Source organism: Lentzea sp. NPDC051208 (assembly GCF_040682435.1).
Taxonomy (GTDB): Bacteria; Actinomycetota; Actinomycetes; order Mycobacteriales; family Pseudonocardiaceae; genus Lentzea; species Lentzea kristufekii.
Genome location: NZ_JBFBAW010000018.1, coordinates 21,161 through 36,899 on the forward strand (window position 1 = coordinate 21,161; position 15,739 = coordinate 36,899).

Annotated in this window: 17 protein-coding genes; 11 read left to right on the plus strand and 6 right to left on the minus strand. The window is 69.2% G+C overall.

All coding sequences use genetic code 11. From position 1 onward, the window contains the following. Positions 1 to 6: 6 nt before the first annotated feature. The 5 genes from AB0M48_RS34830 to AB0M48_RS34850 all read left to right on the plus strand — a co-directional run bounded on the left by AB0M48_RS34830 (position 7) and on the right by AB0M48_RS34850 (position 5,264). The gene (locus tag AB0M48_RS34830; protein WP_363849964.1) at positions 7 to 1,080 is read left to right on the plus strand and encodes an FAD-dependent monooxygenase; all 1,074 of its coding nucleotides are present in this window, start codon (positions 7 to 9) and stop codon (positions 1,078 to 1,080) included. 206 nt (positions 1,081 to 1,286) lie between these two features. Beyond that, the gene (locus AB0M48_RS34835) at positions 1,287 to 2,438 is read left to right on the plus strand and encodes a nitric oxide synthase oxygenase (RefSeq protein WP_363850307.1); all 1,152 of its coding nucleotides are present in this window, start codon (positions 1,287 to 1,289) and stop codon (positions 2,436 to 2,438) included. Positions 2,439 to 2,548: 110 nt separating this feature from the next. Further along, positions 2,549 to 3,646 (plus strand): NAD(P) transhydrogenase subunit alpha, encoded by a 1,098-nt coding sequence (locus AB0M48_RS34840; protein WP_363849966.1) that lies wholly within the window; start codon positions 2,549 to 2,551, stop codon positions 3,644 to 3,646. Further along, entirely contained in the window at positions 3,643 to 3,909 is a 267-nt protein-coding gene (locus AB0M48_RS34845) for an NAD(P) transhydrogenase subunit alpha (protein ID WP_266042462.1), read from the plus strand. The genes AB0M48_RS34840 and AB0M48_RS34845 overlap by 4 nt, the downstream gene beginning before the upstream one ends. Continuing rightward, positions 3,906 to 5,264, plus strand: a complete 1,359-nt coding sequence (locus AB0M48_RS34850; RefSeq protein ID WP_363849967.1) for an NAD(P)(+) transhydrogenase (Re/Si-specific) subunit beta — start codon at positions 3,906 to 3,908, stop codon at positions 5,262 to 5,264. Before AB0M48_RS34845 ends, AB0M48_RS34850 begins: the two co-directional genes overlap by 4 nt. Here the strand turns inward: AB0M48_RS34850 and AB0M48_RS34855 are convergent. Both AB0M48_RS34855 and AB0M48_RS34860 read right to left on the minus strand, forming a co-directional pair. After that, positions 5,230 to 7,203: a diguanylate cyclase gene (locus tag AB0M48_RS34855; protein ID WP_363849969.1), complete on the minus strand. Its 1,974-nt coding sequence runs from the start codon at positions 7,201 to 7,203 to the stop codon at positions 5,230 to 5,232. The two genes, AB0M48_RS34850 and AB0M48_RS34855, sit on opposite strands and share 35 nt — an antisense overlap. 216 nt (positions 7,204 to 7,419) lie before the next feature. After that, the gene (locus tag AB0M48_RS34860; protein ID WP_363849971.1) at positions 7,420 to 8,223 is read right to left on the minus strand and encodes an SAM-dependent methyltransferase; all 804 of its coding nucleotides are present in this window, start codon (positions 8,221 to 8,223) and stop codon (positions 7,420 to 7,422) included. A gap of 191 nt (positions 8,224 to 8,414) precedes the next feature. Here AB0M48_RS34860 and AB0M48_RS34865 point away from each other — a divergent pair, with 191 nt between their 5' ends. Genes AB0M48_RS34865 through crcB form a run of 3 tightly spaced genes read left to right on the plus strand, consistent with a single transcriptional unit; the run spans position 8,415 to position 9,500 of the window. Beyond that, positions 8,415 to 8,858 carry a MarR family transcriptional regulator gene (locus tag AB0M48_RS34865; protein ID WP_363849973.1) on the plus strand — a complete coding sequence of 148 codons (444 nt, stop codon included), beginning with the start codon at positions 8,415 to 8,417 and terminating at the stop codon, positions 8,856 to 8,858. Further along, complete coding sequence (locus tag AB0M48_RS34870; RefSeq protein ID WP_363849975.1) at positions 8,839 to 9,165, plus strand: CrcB family protein; 327 nt, start codon at positions 8,839 to 8,841, stop codon at positions 9,163 to 9,165. The genes AB0M48_RS34865 and AB0M48_RS34870 overlap by 20 nt, the downstream gene beginning before the upstream one ends. Continuing rightward, positions 9,162 to 9,500, plus strand: a complete 339-nt coding sequence (crcB, locus tag AB0M48_RS34875) for a fluoride efflux transporter CrcB (RefSeq protein WP_363849976.1) — start codon at positions 9,162 to 9,164, stop codon at positions 9,498 to 9,500. The genes AB0M48_RS34870 and crcB overlap by 4 nt, the downstream gene beginning before the upstream one ends. A gap of 57 nt (positions 9,501 to 9,557) precedes the next feature. On the opposite strand, the gene AB0M48_RS34880 is transcribed toward crcB, so the two are convergent. Beyond that, a complete protein-coding gene (locus AB0M48_RS34880) occupies positions 9,558 to 11,789 on the minus strand; it encodes an AAA family ATPase (RefSeq protein ID WP_363850310.1) in 2,232 nt (743 codons plus the stop codon). 124 nt (positions 11,790 to 11,913) lie between these two features. Next, positions 11,914 to 12,342, minus strand: a complete 429-nt coding sequence (locus tag AB0M48_RS34885) for a MarR family winged helix-turn-helix transcriptional regulator (protein WP_363849978.1) — start codon at positions 12,340 to 12,342, stop codon at positions 11,914 to 11,916. A 136-nt stretch (positions 12,343 to 12,478) separates the two neighbouring features. Here AB0M48_RS34885 and AB0M48_RS34890 point away from each other — a divergent pair, with 136 nt between their 5' ends. The 3 genes from AB0M48_RS34890 (at position 12,479) to AB0M48_RS34900 (ending at position 14,023) form a co-directional block, all read left to right on the plus strand. After that, positions 12,479 to 13,081 (plus strand): hypothetical protein, encoded by a 603-nt coding sequence (locus tag AB0M48_RS34890; RefSeq protein WP_363849980.1) that lies wholly within the window; start codon positions 12,479 to 12,481, stop codon positions 13,079 to 13,081. A 1-nt stretch (position 13,082) separates the two neighbouring features. Continuing rightward, a complete protein-coding gene (locus AB0M48_RS34895) occupies positions 13,083 to 13,301 on the plus strand; it encodes a DUF6343 family protein (protein ID WP_363849982.1) in 219 nt (72 codons plus the stop codon). 95 nt (positions 13,302 to 13,396) lie between these two features. Continuing rightward, positions 13,397 to 14,023 (plus strand): TetR/AcrR family transcriptional regulator, encoded by a 627-nt coding sequence (locus AB0M48_RS34900; RefSeq protein WP_363849984.1) that lies wholly within the window; start codon positions 13,397 to 13,399, stop codon positions 14,021 to 14,023. Here the strand turns inward: AB0M48_RS34900 and AB0M48_RS34905 are convergent. Both AB0M48_RS34905 and AB0M48_RS34910 read right to left on the minus strand, forming a co-directional pair. After that, positions 14,011 to 15,351: an NAD(P)/FAD-dependent oxidoreductase gene (locus tag AB0M48_RS34905; protein ID WP_363849985.1), complete on the minus strand. Its 1,341-nt coding sequence runs from the start codon at positions 15,349 to 15,351 to the stop codon at positions 14,011 to 14,013. The two genes, AB0M48_RS34900 and AB0M48_RS34905, sit on opposite strands and share 13 nt — an antisense overlap. 21 nt (positions 15,352 to 15,372) lie before the next feature. After that, positions 15,373 to 15,732, minus strand: coding sequence for a VOC family protein (locus tag AB0M48_RS34910; RefSeq protein ID WP_363849987.1), 360 nt, complete (start codon positions 15,730 to 15,732; stop codon positions 15,373 to 15,375). Between the last annotated feature and the right edge of the window lie 7 nt (positions 15,733 to 15,739).

The window sequence follows — 15,739 nt, forward strand, 5'->3', positions numbered from 1 at the left end:
GACGCCGTGAAGGCGATCGTGGTGGGTGGCGGCATCGGTGGGCTGGCGACGGCGGTGTCGTTGCGACGCGTCGGCTGGGAGGTCGTCGTCTTCGAACGCGCGGCCACGTTCGGCGAGGTCGGTGCGGGCGTGGGCGTGATGCCGAACGCGCTGCGGGCGCTGGAGTGGATGGGTCTCGCCGACGAGGTCCGGCGGCTGGGCACGCCCCGTGTGTCCGGTGGCGTCAGGGCATCCGACGGGCGCTGGCTGGTGCACCTGCCCGACGTCGGTCAGCAGAACGTCATCGCGATCCACCGCGCCGATCTGCACGGTGTGCTGCTGCGCGCGTTGCCGCCCGAGATCCTCTTCAACAACGTCGAGGTGACCGGCGTTGACGAGCTGGACGCGGATCTCGTGGTGGCGGCGGACGGCATCAACAGCCGCCTCCGCGCGGAACTGCTGCCCGACGCGCCGGGACCGGTGTACGCGGGGGCCACGGCGTGGCGAGGGGTGGCGCCGGGGCCCTATGAGCTGCCGCTCTCGCAGACACTCGGTCCCGGCGGCGAGGCGGGCATCCTGCCTCTCGGCGACGGCCGGGTCTGCTGGTACGCCGCGACCGTCGCGCCGGCCTCGGCCGACCTGGACCCGGCGGCGCTGTTCGCCGGCTGGCACGACCCGTTGCCGGAACTGCTGGCGTCGACCCCGGACGTGATCCGGCACGACATCTACGAGCTGCCGTTGCTGTCCACGTTCGTGAGCGGCCGGGTGGCACTGCTGGGCGACGCCGCGCACGCCATGACGCCGTACCTCGGTCAGGGGGCGTGCATGGCGCTGGAGGACGCGGTGACGCTGGCCGCGGTCGACGGTGATCTCGCGCGCTATGACGCATTGCGGCGGCCGCGCACCCAGTCCGTGTGGAAGGGCTCGCGGATGGCGGGGAAGTTCGGCATCGAGGTCCGATCGCCCATGGCATCGGCATTGCGGAACTTCGCCTTCCGTGCAGTGCCACCGGCTTTGGCGATGCGGGGGATGACTCGCTTCTCCTCGTGGGAGGTACCTGGTGAAGTTCACTCGAACGGGTCGAATCCGGTGGTGAACTGAATCACTGGTCAATGTTTGATGACGGCGCGATAACGGCTTAGAACCACCCTTTGTCGCGCCCATTCTCACCCGGTTGTAGGATCAAGCACTTGCTGAGCGTGTCGGACGCGGTCCAGTGATCCAGATGGCGTAGCGCGACAGGCGGTTCCTACTCCACGAAAGCGCAACTACGGTGCCTCGCCATGACCCCCGTCCCGACTGACGTGATGCCCCGTTCCCTCACGGCGTTTCCCCCGGCGCAGGTCGAGAACACCGGCGAAATCGACATCGCCGAGGCTGAGGACTTCGTCCGGCAGCACCACACCGAGAACCCGGACCTCGGTCCCGTCGAGGCCAGGCTGGCCGAAGTCCACGCGGAGATCGCCGCGACCGGCACCTACCGCCACACCGCCGCCGAACTGACCTTCGGCGCCAGGGTGGCCTGGCGCAACAGTTCCCGCTGCATCGGCCGCCTCTACTGGCGGAGCTTGAAAGTGCGCGACCAGCGGGAGGTGTCCGCTCCCGCCGAAGTGGCCGAGCAGTGCGTCGAGCACCTCCGCGTGGCCACGAACAAGGGCAAGATCCGGCCCGTCATCACCGTCTTCGCCCCCGCCGAGCCGGGCATGGACGCGCCGCAGATCGTCAACGAGCAGATCATCCGCTACGCCGCCTACCGCGGCTCCGACGGCGGAGTGCTCGGGGACGCGCGCAACCTCGCCCTCACCGACCTCGCGTTGAAGCGAGGCTGGCAGCCGCCGTCCACGCGCGGCCCGTTCGACGTGCTGCCGCTCATGGTGTCCTGCAAGGGCCAAGAACCCGCGCTCGTCGAGATCCCCGCTGACGACGTGCTGGAAGTCCCGTTGTCCCACCCGGACTTCCCGTGGCTGAAGACGCTCGGCGTGAAGTGGCACGCCGTTCCCGCCATCAGCAACATGCGCCTGCGCATCGGCGGGATCGACTACCCGTCCGCGCCGTTCAACGGCTGGTACATGGGCACCGAGATCGGCGCCCGCAACCTGGCCGACCACGACCGCTACGACCTGCTGCCGTACCTCGCCAAGCGAATGGGCCTGGACATGTCGTCGGAGGCGACGTTGTGGCGCGACCGAGCTCTGGTGGAGCTCAACCGCGCCGTCCTGCACTCGTTCGCGGAGGCCGGGGTCACGATCACGGACCACCACACGGAGTCGCAGAGGTTCCTGACGCACCTGGAGAAGGAGGAGGCCGCCGGACGCACCTGCCCCGCGGACTGGTCGTGGATCGTGCCACCCGTGTCGGGCGGGCTGACACCGGTGTACCACCGGTACTACGACACCGGCGAGCTGCTGCCGAACTTCTTCCCCGCGGCCAAGCCTTCCGGATGTCCTGTGTCCCACTGATCCGCGGTGTTCGCCCCGGCCGCGGCGGCGGCCGGGTCCGCGCTGCCGTTCCGGTTCTCTGGCAACTGTGATGTGGCCCAGGTCACCTTTGATCGCGTAACGTGCGTACGGTGAGAGTGGGAACCCCCGCAGAGTCGCGGCCCGCCGAGCGCCGAGTCGCCTGCGTACCGGAAACGGTGTCGTCGCTGGTCGACGCTGGACTGACCGTGCACGTACAGGAAGGCGCCGGGCGTCACGCCCACGCCCTCGACGCCGCGTACCGCGCGGCCGGGGCGGTGGTGACGCCCGAGGACCCGACGCCGGAATCCGACGTCGTCGTGTCCGTGCAGCCGTTGACCATCGCCCAGGCCTCCGCGTTGAAACCGGGCGCCGTCACCATCAGCTTCCTGCAGCCCCAAGGCGAGCGGGAACTACTTGAGGTCTATGCGCGGCGGAACGTCACGTCGTTCAGCTTCGACCTGCTGCCCCGCGTGACCCGTGCCCAGAGCGCGGACGCCCTGTCCTCCCAGGCGCTGGTCGCCGGCTACCGGGCGGTTCTCGTCGCCGCCGAACGACTACCGCGCTTCCTGCCCATGTTCACCACCGCCGCCGGCACCGTGCCGCCGGCGAAGGTCCTGGTGCTGGGCGCGGGCGTGGCGGGCCTGCAGGCGATCGCGACCGCACGCAGGCTGGGCGCCGTCGTCGAGGCGTACGACGTGCGCAAGGCCGCGGGCGAGGAGGTCCGCAGCCTCGGCGCGAAGTTCATCGAACTCGAACTCGAGACGCAGTCCGGTGTCTACGCGTCCGCGCAGTCCGAGGAGTTCCTGGAACGCCAGCGAGAACTCATCGGCGAACACGTGGCGGCGTCCGACGTCGTGATCACCACGGCCGCCATCCCCGGTCGCAAGGCCCCGGTGCTCGTCACGACGGACATGCTCAAGGCCATGGCGCCCGGTTCCGTCGTGGTCGACCTGGCCGCGGAATCCGGTGGCAACTACGCCGGTTCCGTTGCGGGACAGGAGATCTGGGTCGGTGATGTGCTCGTGCACGGCGCGCTGAACCTGCCGTCGTCCATGCCGGTGCACGCCAGCAAGCTCTACTCGCGCAACGTGCTGAACCTGCTCAAGCTCATGATCGCGGACGGCTCGGTCTCGCCGGACCTCTCGGACGAGGTGCTCGACGGTTGCTGCCTCACCCACGACGGTCAGATCCGCAAGGAGTTGCCGTGATCGACCTGCTGACGATCTTCGTGCTGGCCGTGTTCGTGGGCTTCGAGGTGGTCTCGAAGGTGTCCACGATCCTGCACACGCCTCTGATGTCCGGTGCGAACGCCATTCACGGCGTGATCCTCGTCGGCGCGATCCTGATCACCGGGTCCGCCGAGAGCACCCTGGAGCTGGTTCTGGGGCTGATCGCGGTCTTCCTGGCCACGGTCAACGTCGTCGGCGGGTTCGTGGTGACCGACCGGATGCTGGAGATGTTCAAAAGATGACGGTCCAGCTGATGTACCTCGTCGCGTCGGTGTGCTTCGTCCTGGCGCTGAAAGGCCTGAGCTCGCCCAAGTACGCGCGCTACGGCAACTTCATCGGCGCGTTCGGCATGCTGGTCGCCGTCGTCACCGCGTACGTCCACGGGGTCGTCCACAACGGACTGTGGATCCTGGTCGCCGTCGCACTCGGTGTCGTGGTCGGCATCCCGGCCGCGCGGTCGGTGAAGATGACGGCCATCCCGCAGATGGTGGCGCTGTTCAACGGAGTCGGTGGCGCGGCGGCGGCCCTGGTGGCGCTGGCCGAGTTCTTCGCGGTGCCGGACACGACCGTGTTGTTCCGGCTCGCGACCGTGCTGACGGTGCTGATCGGCTCGGTCAGCTTCTCCGGTTCGGTGGTCACGTTCCTGAAGCTGCAGGAGCTGATGACGACTCGCCCGGTGCTGCTGCCCGCAGGGCAGCAGCTCGCGATCGCGGCGGCCGCGTCGTCGGTCGCCCTGTGCGCGGTGACGATGGCGGTGCCGAACGGGTTCCTGCTGTGGTTGCTGGCGGTGGTCGGGCTGGCGCTCGGCGTGCTGTTCGTGCTGCCGGTCGGTGGTGCGGACGTGCCGATCGCCATCTCGTTGCTCAACGCGTTCACCGGTCTCGCGGTCGCCGCGTCGGGGTACGTGCTGGCGAACACGCTGCTGATCGTCGCGGGCACGCTCGTCGGCGCGTCCGGCACCATCCTGACCCGGTTGATGGCGCAGGCGATGGGACGGTCGCTCGCCAACATCCTGTTCGGCGCGTTCAAGGCGACGACCGTTGTCGCGCAAGGGGAAGAGCAGCGCACGGTCAAGTCGGGCACGGTCGAGGACGTCGCGATCCTGCTGGGGTACGCGAACAACGTGGTCGTCGTGCCGGGGTACGGACTCGCCGTCGCGCAGGCGCAGCACGCGGTGCGTGAGCTCGTGGCGCAGCTCGAACGGCGTGGGGTGTCGGTGGCGTACGGGATCCATCCCGTGGCGGGGCGGATGCCGGGGCACATGAACGTGTTGCTGGCCGAGGCGGACGTGCCGTACGAGCAGCTCAAGGAGCTCGACGACGTCAACCCCGGCATCACGTCGGTCGACGTGGCCGTGGTCGTCGGAGCGAACGACGTGGTGAACCCGGGCGCGCGGGACGAGCCGTCGAGCCCGATCTACGGCATGCCGATCTTCGACGTGGACCGCGCGAAGTCCGTGGTGTTCATGAAGCGGTCGATGCGGCCGGGGTTCGCGGGCGTGGACAACGAGCTGCTGTACAACCCGAAGACGACGCTGTTGTTCGGTGACGCGAAGGACTCGCTCACGAAGCTCCTGGCCGCGGTGAAGCAGCTGTAGCCAGGAGCTCGGTGACCTCGGCCGCGGGCAGGGCGGGCAGCAGCCCGATCACGCCGTCCGCGCCCGCCTGCCGCCAGTGCTCGGCGTCGTCGAGGGTGTGCACCTCGTCGACGCCGAACCGGACGCCGAAGCCGTGCACGGTCTCGATGAGGGCGCGCATCGCCTGGTGCAGCGGGGAGTCCGGGCTGGGCGCGGGCGCGCGGGTGATCACCGAGCGGACCGGTACCTCGGTCAGCACGGCCAGTTCGTCGTGGCCGCCGCGGAACCCGTCCAGCGCCGTGACGATGCCGCTGTCGTGCAGCACCAGGGCGTTGTCGTCGCCGGCCAGCACCGACGAGATGTCCAGCGCGATCCGCAGCCGTTCCGGCGGAAGCCCGGTCTCGTCGAGCGCCCGCTTGACGTCGGCCACCAGGTCCTCGTCGCGGGACTGCAGGGCGCCCAGCGCGATGTGCAGGGTGGGGGCCCTGTCACCGAACTCCTCGACCCATCTCGCGGCCTGCGCGCACGCCTCCCGCAGCAGCCAGCGGCCGATCGGCAGCGACAGCCCCGTGGAGTCGGCCAGCGCCATCGTGTCGTTGTGGCTCAGGTCGTCCCAGTGCAGGCGGGCGACGGCACCGAGCACCTCCTGGTTCTCCAGGTCGTGCACCGGCGCGTAGACGATCTCGATCTCGCCGTGCTCCCACGCCCCCGGCATCGACGCGGCCAGCGCGTACTTGCCGCGGCGGCGGGCGTCGTCGTGCGGGTCGTGCAACGCCCACTGCCGCTTGCCCCGCGCCTTCGCCTGGCGCAGCGCGGCGTTGGCGCACCGCATCAGCTCGCCGGCGGTCACGAACGCCGGCGGACGGTCCACCACGCCGATGCTCGCCGACAGCGCGATGCCGTGATCGTCCACAAAGGTCGGTTCGCCGAGCGCTTCCTGGATCTCCTCGATGGTCGAGGTGACGTTGTCCGAGGCCGTCAGCAACGCGAACTCGTCACCGCCGATGCGCGCCAGCACGGCCTTCTTCGCTTCGGCGAGCTCGCCGAGGCGGTTCGCGACGATCTTGAGCAGCTTGTCGCCGGTCTCGTGGCCCAGGCCGTTGTTGACGACCGAGAACGCGTCGAGACCCAGGTGGTACAGGGTGACCGGACTGCCGTCGAGCTGCCGTTCGAGCCGGGAGACGAAGTGCTGGCGGTTCGACAGGCCGGTGAGCGAGTCGTGCAGCAGCTGGTGGTCGAGGCTGCGCTGCAACAGGTGCAGTTCGCTGATGTCCTCGACCATCGTCACGTGGTGCGCCGGCCGGCCGTCCGCGTCCCGCAGCACCGAGACCACGAGGTGCACCCACACCGGCTCGCCGTCAGCGCGGACCAGCTTCCGCTGGTCGCGGAACCTGTCGACGTGCCCCTCGCTCACCTTCCGGTACGAGGCGCCCAGGGCGGCCAGGTCCTCGGGGTGGAAGAAGTCGCGCAGGTCGCGGTCGGTGAGGTCGGCGCCCGAGTCGAGGCCCACGATCTCGGCGAGCGTGTCGTTCGCCTCGACGCACCTGCCGGTGAGGTCGGTGATCACGATGCCCAGCGCGGCGGAGTCGAACACCTCCTGGAACCGCGCCTGGCTGACCTGCAGCGTGCGCTCGACCCGCTGTTTGGCCCTCACGATCGCGACCTTGATCTGCTCCTGCTGGTCGAACGCGTCCAGCCGCATGGCGTGCGCGTACGCGGAGCTCAACCGGGCCAGGACAGGTAGGTCGAACGTGGGCGAGAGAACCTCGATCGTGGCCCGCAACGAGTCGGGTCCGGTCGCGTGCAGTGACACCAATCGATGGGCAACCGATTCAGGTGACTCCGGCAGCGCACGCAGCGAATCGAGCAGGGCCTGCTCGATTTCGGCGTGGGACAGCGGGATGTACGCGGTGGACGTCAACGCGTGCATCCAGCGGGCGGCGAGTTCGGGGAGTTCCATCCTGTGCACAGAGCGTACGGATTCGCCGCCGTACGGCCAACAACGACAGGCCTGCCGGCCCTGTCCTGCAGGTCTCGTCCGCGATAGTCGCGGCCGAGGGCCCCGGAGACGGCACCGCCGCAAAGCCCGGATACGCCCGGTATGAGGGCATTGCGGCGGCACCGCCTCCGGAACTCTCGACCGTGACTCTCATCGAACGGAACTGCGGGACAGGGCCTACACCTTCCGGCCCACGGCGGCGTAGATGCCCGCCTTGTCCGGATCGTCGGTGTTCGTGATCTCGGGCCGCCACAACGGCGTCGGCACGATGCCGGGCTCCACCAGTTCGAAGCCGCTGAAGAGCGCCTCGATCTCGCTCTTCGTGCGCGGGTACATCGGGTTCTGGCTCTTCTTCATGACCTCGACCACGCCCGCCATCTCCTCGGGCTGCAGGTCCTGGGTGAACTGCGAGACAGCGAGGTAGCTGCCCGAGGGCACGGCGTCGCGGTACGTCGCCACGATCGCGTTCGGGTCGGCCTGCGGCGGCACGAAGTGGAAGACACCGGCCGTGAGCACGCCGACGGGCTGCGAGAAGTCGATGAGGCCGCTGTTGCGCGCCGCCTGCAGCACCGCGCCGGGCCTCGTCATGTCCTCCTGGACGATCGTCGCGCGCGGGTCGTGCTCCAGGATGAGCTGGCTGTGCGCGACCGCGACCTCCTCGAAGTCCACGTAGACGACGTGCACCTCCGGGTCGGCCTTCTGCGCGATCTCGTGCACGTTGCCGACCGTCGGGATGCCGGAACCGAGGTCGAGGAACTGGCGGATGCCGCGGTCGATCATGAACAGCACGGCCCGGCGCAGGAACGCCCTGTTCAGCCGCGCGATCGTGCGGGCGTTCGGCTGGGCCTGCAGGAACTTCTCCGCGAGCGCCCGATCGGCCGCGAAGTTGTGCCCTCCCCCGAGCAGGTAGTCGTACAGACGCGCGGCGCTCGGCTTGCCCGTGTCGACGCCTTCCGGAACCCAGCTCACCCGTTCAGACATGTCGACCAGGCTACTGAGACGCCACACGAGTGCGGCAGGGCCCTGGACCCCATTGCTGCAACAGAACCACTGCTGTCACTGGAAAGTATGAACAAGCAGTGTCGCCACGGCGACACCTGGCGCCGTGCCGAGCCTTCAACGAGCGATCAGGCTCGACGCTTCGGGGCGGGGAAGTTGACTAAGATTTCCGCATGTCAGACGAAGCCCGCACGCTCACCGACGTCGTCACTCGCCTGCGCAGGGCGTTGCGGACGAGCATCCGGGCCGACTGGCCGTGGGAATCCCTGCCGATGGCGCAGGTAGAGCTTCTGCAGACCCTCGCCGAGCGCCCGCCGATGAAGGTCGGCGACCTGGCCGCCGCGCTGCGTCTCGCCCCCAACACCGTGTCCGGGCTGGTGTCCCAGCTGATCGATTCAGGCCTCGTCGTGCGCGGCGGGGACCCCAAGGACAGGCGGGTAGCGCGGCTATCCGTCTCACCGCGTGGACACGAACAGCTGCTCGTCTGGCAGCGCGAACACGAGAAGCGGATCGGCGCCGCACTGGCCAAGCTGGAATCGTCCGAGCGCGAGGACGTCGTGCGCGCGCTGAAGGCTTTGGACCACCTGGTGGAGCACCTTGCCGAGCCCACGAGCTGACCCTGGTCTCCAGTTCGTCGCGCTGGTGTCGCTGGGCGGAGGGCTCGGCGGTGTGGCGCGCTACGGCCTGTCGGTCCTCGTGCCGGGCGCGTGGGGGCTCTTCGTCATCAACGTGCTGGGGTCGTTCCTCATCGGCCTGCTGATGGGGTCGGTGCCCCGGCCTTTGGTGCGTGCCTTCTTCGGCGTTGGACTGCTGGGCGGCTTCACGACGTTCTCGTCGTACGCCGCGTCGTGGTCGTGGGCGCTGCCGGCCACGCCGGTCTGTGCTGTGCTGGCCGCGTTCCTCGGGCTGCGGGTGACTCGATGACCGTGCTCGCGGTGTTCCTCGGTGCCGCTCTCGGTGCGCCGACCCGCTATCTGCTGGACCGTTTCGTGCAGTCGCGGCACTCCACCGACTTCCCCTGGGGCACTTTGACGGTCAACGTCGTCGGGTGCCTGCTCATCGGGTTCCTCGTCGGCACGTCCTGGACGCCGTTGCTGGGTGTCGGGTTCTGCGGCGGGCTCACGACGTACTCGACGTTCAGCTACGAGACGGTGAAGCTGCTGGAGGCCGAGAAGTACCGGTCAGCCCTGCTGAACGTCGTCGTCAGCGTCACGCTCGGGGTCGGCGCGGCGGCTGTCGGTCTTGCTCTGGCGCGCTGACCTCGCCGCGGTGAGCCTGGGGGCGTTCCGGTCGCCACCCAGGCTTCCGCTCGATCGCTACGAAACGTCCTTCAAGCGCGCCAACATGTCCGGCAGCGTTCCGGTGTGCACGACACCGAGCCGTTGCGTGGCACGGGTCAGCGCGACGTACAGGTCCGACGCGCCGCGGGGCGACTCGGCGAGGATGCCGTCCGGGTCGACCACGACGACGGAGTCGAACTCCAGGCCCTTGGCGTCGGTCACGCCGAGCACCACGACCTGGGCCTCCTCCAGTTCGTTGCCCACGGACGACCTCGGCACCGCGTCGGCGATCGACGAGCCCACCGCCGGCAGCAGCGCGGCCGGCACGATCACCGCGATCTTGCCGTCGCCGACGGCGGCGACCTCGCGTGCGATCAGCGCGGGCACCTCGGACGCGAACGACCACACGGTGGAGACCCAGGGGGCCACACCGGTCTCGCGCACCGACGTCGGCGGCACCAGGGAGGCGTCGACCGAGGCGAGCACGTCCGCGGCCACCTCCATGATCTCGGCCGGCGTGCGGTAGTTGACCGTCAGTTCCGTGAGGCGCCAACGGTTCTGCACGTACGGCGACAGCACGGCGCCCCATGAGGTCGCACCGCCGATGTCGCCGGTCTGCGCGATGTCGCCGACGACCGTCATGGACTTGCTGGGGCAGCGGCGCATCAGCGTGCGCCACGCCATCGCCGACAGCTCCTGGGCCTCGTCCACGATGACGTGGCCGAACGTCCAGGTGCGGTCGGCCGCGGCGCGTTCCGCGGCGGTCTCGTAGCGGTCGACGCCGTGGCGCTCGGCCAGGCGGTACGCGTCCATCAGGTCTGAGGCCATCAGGATGTCGGGGTCCGCGTCGTCCTCCAGGTCGAGGATGTCGAGAACTCCCTGGGCGTACTCGATGGCCTGGCGGCGCTGGCGTTCGGCGCGGGCCTTGGCCTCCGTGTCGTCCTCGCCGAGCAGTTCGGCGGCCTCGTCGAGCAACGGCACGTCCGCCGGCGTCCAGTCGTCGGTGGAGCGCTGCAGCAGGTCGCGCTCCTCGCGGGTGAACTTCGCCATCGCGCGGTTGCGGCGCTTCGGGTTCCGGTAGAGCTCCGAGAGCAGCGAGAACGGGGTCAGCACCGGCCACAGCGACGAGATCGCCGCCTGGACCTCGTCGGACTCGCGCAGTTCGCGGCGGATGTCGTCCATGTCGGTCTTGTCGAGCAGGTGCCCGCCGAGGCGGTTGGCGACCATGCCCGACAGCGTCGAGATGATCTCGCGGGCGAACGTGCGGCGCGCCTCGTTGTGGGGACGGCGGGTCCGGCGCGCCCTGCCCCGCGCGTCGGAGATCGCGCGCCGGTCCAGGCGCAGCACGTCGTTGTCGAAGCGGATCTCGACGGACGGCGGCGCCTCCTGGCGGTCCCGCACGGCCGCGGCGATCACGTCCGCCATCTGGATGCGGCCCTTCACGGCCGCCGCCTCGGCGGACTCGCGGCCGGTCGCCGTCAGGTTCGGGTAGAGCTCGCCGACCGTGGACAGCAGCACGCCCGTCTCGCCCAGCGAGGGGAGGACCTGACTGATGTAGCGCAGGAACGTCGTGTTCGGGCCGACGACGAGCACGCCGCGCTTCGCCAGCTGCCGGCGGTGCGTGTACAGCAGGTACGCGGCTCGGTGCAGGGCCACCGCGGTCTTGCCGGTGCCGGGCCCGCCCTGCACGACGACGACGCCGTTGAGCTCGGACCGGATGATCTTGTCCTGCTCGGCCTGGATCGTCGCGACGATGTCGCTCATCTGGCCGGTGCGCGACTCGTTCAGCGCGGCGAGCAGCGTCGCCTCGCCGGTCAGCGACTCGCTGCGGGTCCCGTGGGCCGCGTTGATGTCGAGCACCTCGTCGTCGAGGCCGATCACCTTGCGCGAGCGGGTCCGCAGGTGCCTGCGCCGCCGCACGCCGTCGGGGGAGGCGGCGGTGGCGAGGTAGAACGGCCTGGCGGCGGGCGCGCGCCAGTCCATCAGCAGCGGCTCGTATTCCTTGTCCTCGTCGAACAGACCGATTCGGCCGATGTAGAAGCGGTCTTCGTTGTGGAAATCGAGCCGGCCGAACGCCAGGCCGTTCTCGACCGCGCTGTACTGGGCCAGTTGATCTGTGTACATCGCGACGGACGTGTCGCGCTCGGACCGCATCTGGTGCGTGCCGCCGGTTTGTCGCAACGACTGTGCGAGTCGTTTCGACGTCTGTTCACGGAGGTCGTCGAGCCGGCCGTACAACATGGCCACGTATTCCTGCTCCGGCTCCATTTCGGCGAGCCGGAGGTCATCGGAGGGGCTTGACAACTTGCCTCATTTCTCGATATCATGCGACGTCGGCTTTTATTCCGATTCGCACTGTCCTGCCCGCGCTGGGTCGCTGAGCGCAGACTGTCTAATCTACACGCATATCAGCGTGATGCAGGTACGCCTTACGCAGCAGTGTGGCCAACGTATCGCGCTCGTGCGGCGTCAACGGCGCCAGCAGCTCTTCCTCGTGCGCCCAGGCCGTCTCCAAACGCTCGCGCAGCGCCCTCCTGCCACCGTCGGTGATCGACACGGTGAACCGGCGCCGGTCTCTCTCGTCGCGTCTGCGCTGGGCGAACCCGAGCTCTTCCAGGGCGTCGAGCACCGTCACGAGGTCGCTCGGGTCCATCCGCACCCGGTCACTGATCCGCTTCTGCGCCACGGCCTCCTGCTCGGACAGGTAGGCGAGCACCGTGAGGTGGGGCCCGCGCAGGTCCGCGCGGCCGATCCGGCGAGCTTCGCGCACCAGCCCGAGCATCAGGTAGCTGGGAAGACGCAGAAGCTGATCAATGCTCATGTACCTCAGTCTAGGAAAGATCTGTCCCCCGATCGTGGATTGCGCTGCGTGATGAAGGCGCTCGGAAGAGGGCCGACAGGGTGAGCGTCAGGGTGACGTTTCTCCACAAACCACCAGGGAGCGGCAAGGTGGGGGTATGACGCGTGCGGAGATCGTCCGGCTCGCCCAGTGCGTGGTGCGCCGGCCCCGGTGGCAACTCGTCCTGGCCGTGCTGCTGTCCGCGTGGACGCTGGCCTGGGTGCTGGGCCAGCTCGCCGCCGATCCCCTCAGCCCGCTCGGCCTGCTGACCTGGACCGGCATTCCCCTCGATTCGGCATCCCTGTGGGCCCAGCAGCGTGCCGACGTCCTCGCCTGGCTCGCCACGCTGGGCGGCCTGAGCTGGGCGGCCACCACCGAACGAGGGCAGCTGCCCGCTCTCGCCGGGTGGTTCGCGGTGCTGGTCGCGGGAGAAGCGGCGGGGTACGACCACGCGGTGCGGCGGGCGATCCTCAGCATGGTCGTGTTCCTGCTCGTCCTCGCGGCCGTGTCGATCACCGGGCGGCGAGCGTTCGTCGTCGACCGCGTCGCCGTGATGCCCAAGGACGTCGTGCGGGCCGGCATCACCGCCGCCGTGCTGACCGCCGTGGTCCCGCTGATCGCTCCTGGCCTGGCCCTGACGCGTCTCGTTCGCCCCTACGTGACAAAACCGCCGCGGCGGCTCAGGCCGGTTGAGACGCAGCTGCTGCGGGAAACCGGATGAGGTGAGCGACTACCTGCCGCCCCCTGCGCCTCCACGCAGTGCGCTGACCCTGAGGTTGTGGCTGGCCGGATTCGGCTTCGTCTTCAACTCGGTGGCCGGGTGGCTGGCGCTGCGAGCCGACCTCGTTTGGCTCGGCGTCCTGCTTTTGCTACTCGCCGTCGTGTGCGTCGTGGACTTCGCCTGGGTGGTTCATCGCAAACGCCGCGGAGATCCAGGCTGAAACCTGTCAGGAACCTGTGCTTGGGTTCAAGCACTCTTATGGATAAAGATGTCGGCGTGCATGAAGATCCGGCAAAAGGCAGGTTAGCCAGGGTGATGCGTCGGCAGCCTGTGCAACAGCGTGGCGCGGCAACTGTTTCCGCGATCCTCGACGCTTGCGCGGGCCTGCTGAACGAATACGACTACGACGACATCACCACGGCTCGCATCGTCGACGTGGCCGGAGTGCCCATTGGTTCCTTCTATCAGTACTTCCCCGACAAAAGATCCGTTGTGCACGCCCTGGCGCTTCGCGGCATGGAGACCTATCTCCGCGAAGTGGAGGAGTTGTTCACCGCGGATCTGATCGCGGACACGTGGCGCGAGGCCATGACCCAGGTCGTCGCCGTGTACATGCGGATGCTGCACGAGCTGCCCGGCTTCGGGCGGGTGCGGTTCAGCGACATGCTGGACAGCCACCGCCTCGACTCCAGCGTCGACCAGTACGAGCTGATGGCCGAACGGCTGGCGGAGATGTTCGTCAACAGGTTCGGTGCCCACGGCGACGCCCCGCCGATGCTGACGTTCCGGATCGCCGTGCAGACCGCGGACGCGCTGTTCAAGCTCGCCGAACGAGTCGGCGAGGACGACCGCGCGTACGTGGTCGGCACGGCGAACGAACTGCTCGCCGGCATGCTCGGGTCCGTGCTGGAACGACCCCAGGACCCGGTTCAGAGACCGTAGGCCTCGAGCAGCCGGAGCCAGACCTCGCTGATCGTCGGGTACGAGGGCACCGCGTGCCACAACCGGTCCACGGTGACCTCTCCGACGATCGCGACGGTGGCCGAGTGCAGCAGCTCGGCGACGTCCTGACCGACGAACGTGACGCCGACCAGCGTCCGCGTGCGCTCGTCGACGACCATCCGCGCCTTGCCCTTGTAGCCGTCCGCGTGCAGCGACGACCCGGCGACCGCGATGTCCAGGTCGACGACCCTGACCTCACGTCCCGCCGCCCGTGCCTCCGCCGCGGTGTGCCCGACGAACGCCACCTCCGGGTCGGTGAACACGACCTGCGGCACCGCCACGTGGTCCGCCCACGCCTGCCCGGCCGACCACTGCTTCGGCTCGAACCCGCGGGACCGCTCCAGGATCGCCGTGCCGGCCGCCCTGGCCTGGTACTTGCCCTGGTGCGTCAGCAACGCCCGGCCGGTGACGTCACCGGCCGCGTACAGCCAGCGTCCGTCCACGCCGGACACCAGGCAGGAGTCGTCGATGGTCAGCGGCTTGCCGTCCTTGGTCGCGGGAACGCGCCCGGTGGCGACGAGGATGTGCGACCCCTGCACGACCCGGCCGTCCTGCAACGTCAGCTCGCCCGGCTTGATGGACGAGGCGCGCCCGTTGAGCAGCACCTCGACGCCGTCCTCCTCGAGGCCCTCCACGACCAGCGGGCCGACGAACTCCTCGAACTTCGGCAGCGGCCGGTCGCCCGAGACGACCAGCTTCACCTTCGAACCCAGCCGCGCCCACGCCTGCGCCATCTCGACACCGACGACGCCACCGCCGAGCACGACGAGCGAGTCCGGCACCTCCCGCGCCGACGTGGCTTCGCGCGAAGTCCACACGGGAGTGCCCGCGAGACCTTCCAGCGGCGGCATCTTCGGCACGCTGCCGGTGCACACCACGACGGCCTGACGGGCGCGGTGGACCTCGCCGCCCACGGTGACCTCGCGCTCGCCGGTGACCTCACCCTCGCCGCGGATGACGTGGATGTTCTCCGACTCGGCCCACTTGACCTGGCCCGAGTCGTCCCAGTCGGAGGTGAAGCCCGTGCGCCGCGCGAGCACCTCCTTCGCGTCCAGCGAACCCGCGTTCACGCCCTGAACGCGCCGGGCGGCCGCGAGTGCGTGACCGGGCCGCAGCAACGCCTTCGAAGGCATGCACGCCCAGTACGAGCACTCGCCGCCGACCAGCTCCTTCTCGATCATGGCGGTGGACAGGCCACCCGCGGCCGTCCGCCAGGCCACGTTCTCACCTACGGGGCCACCACCGATGACGATGACGTCGAAGTCCATGACCGCCAGACTAGGCCTCGATCAAGAAAGCCACACGAGGCAGAAGGTGTGCCCCACGGGGTCCGAGTAGACGCGGAACGTGTCGTCGTTGTCCTTCTGCACCAACCGGGCGCCGAGCGCCAGAGCCTTCGGCTCGGCCTCCTCGATGTCCTCGACCAGCACGTCGAGGTGGAACTGCTGCGAGCCGTGCGGATCGGGGAACGTGGGCGGCTGGTACTCGGGGGCGAGCTGGAACGCGAGCCGCGTGCCGTTCGCCACGATCACGACCCAGGTCTCGTCGTCGCCGGGGAGGCGTTCGGCGCCGAGCAGCTTCTCGTAGAACGACGCGAGCTCGGAGGGGTTCGGGCAGTCAAGTACGACAGAACGAAGTTGTCCGACCATGCCCTCC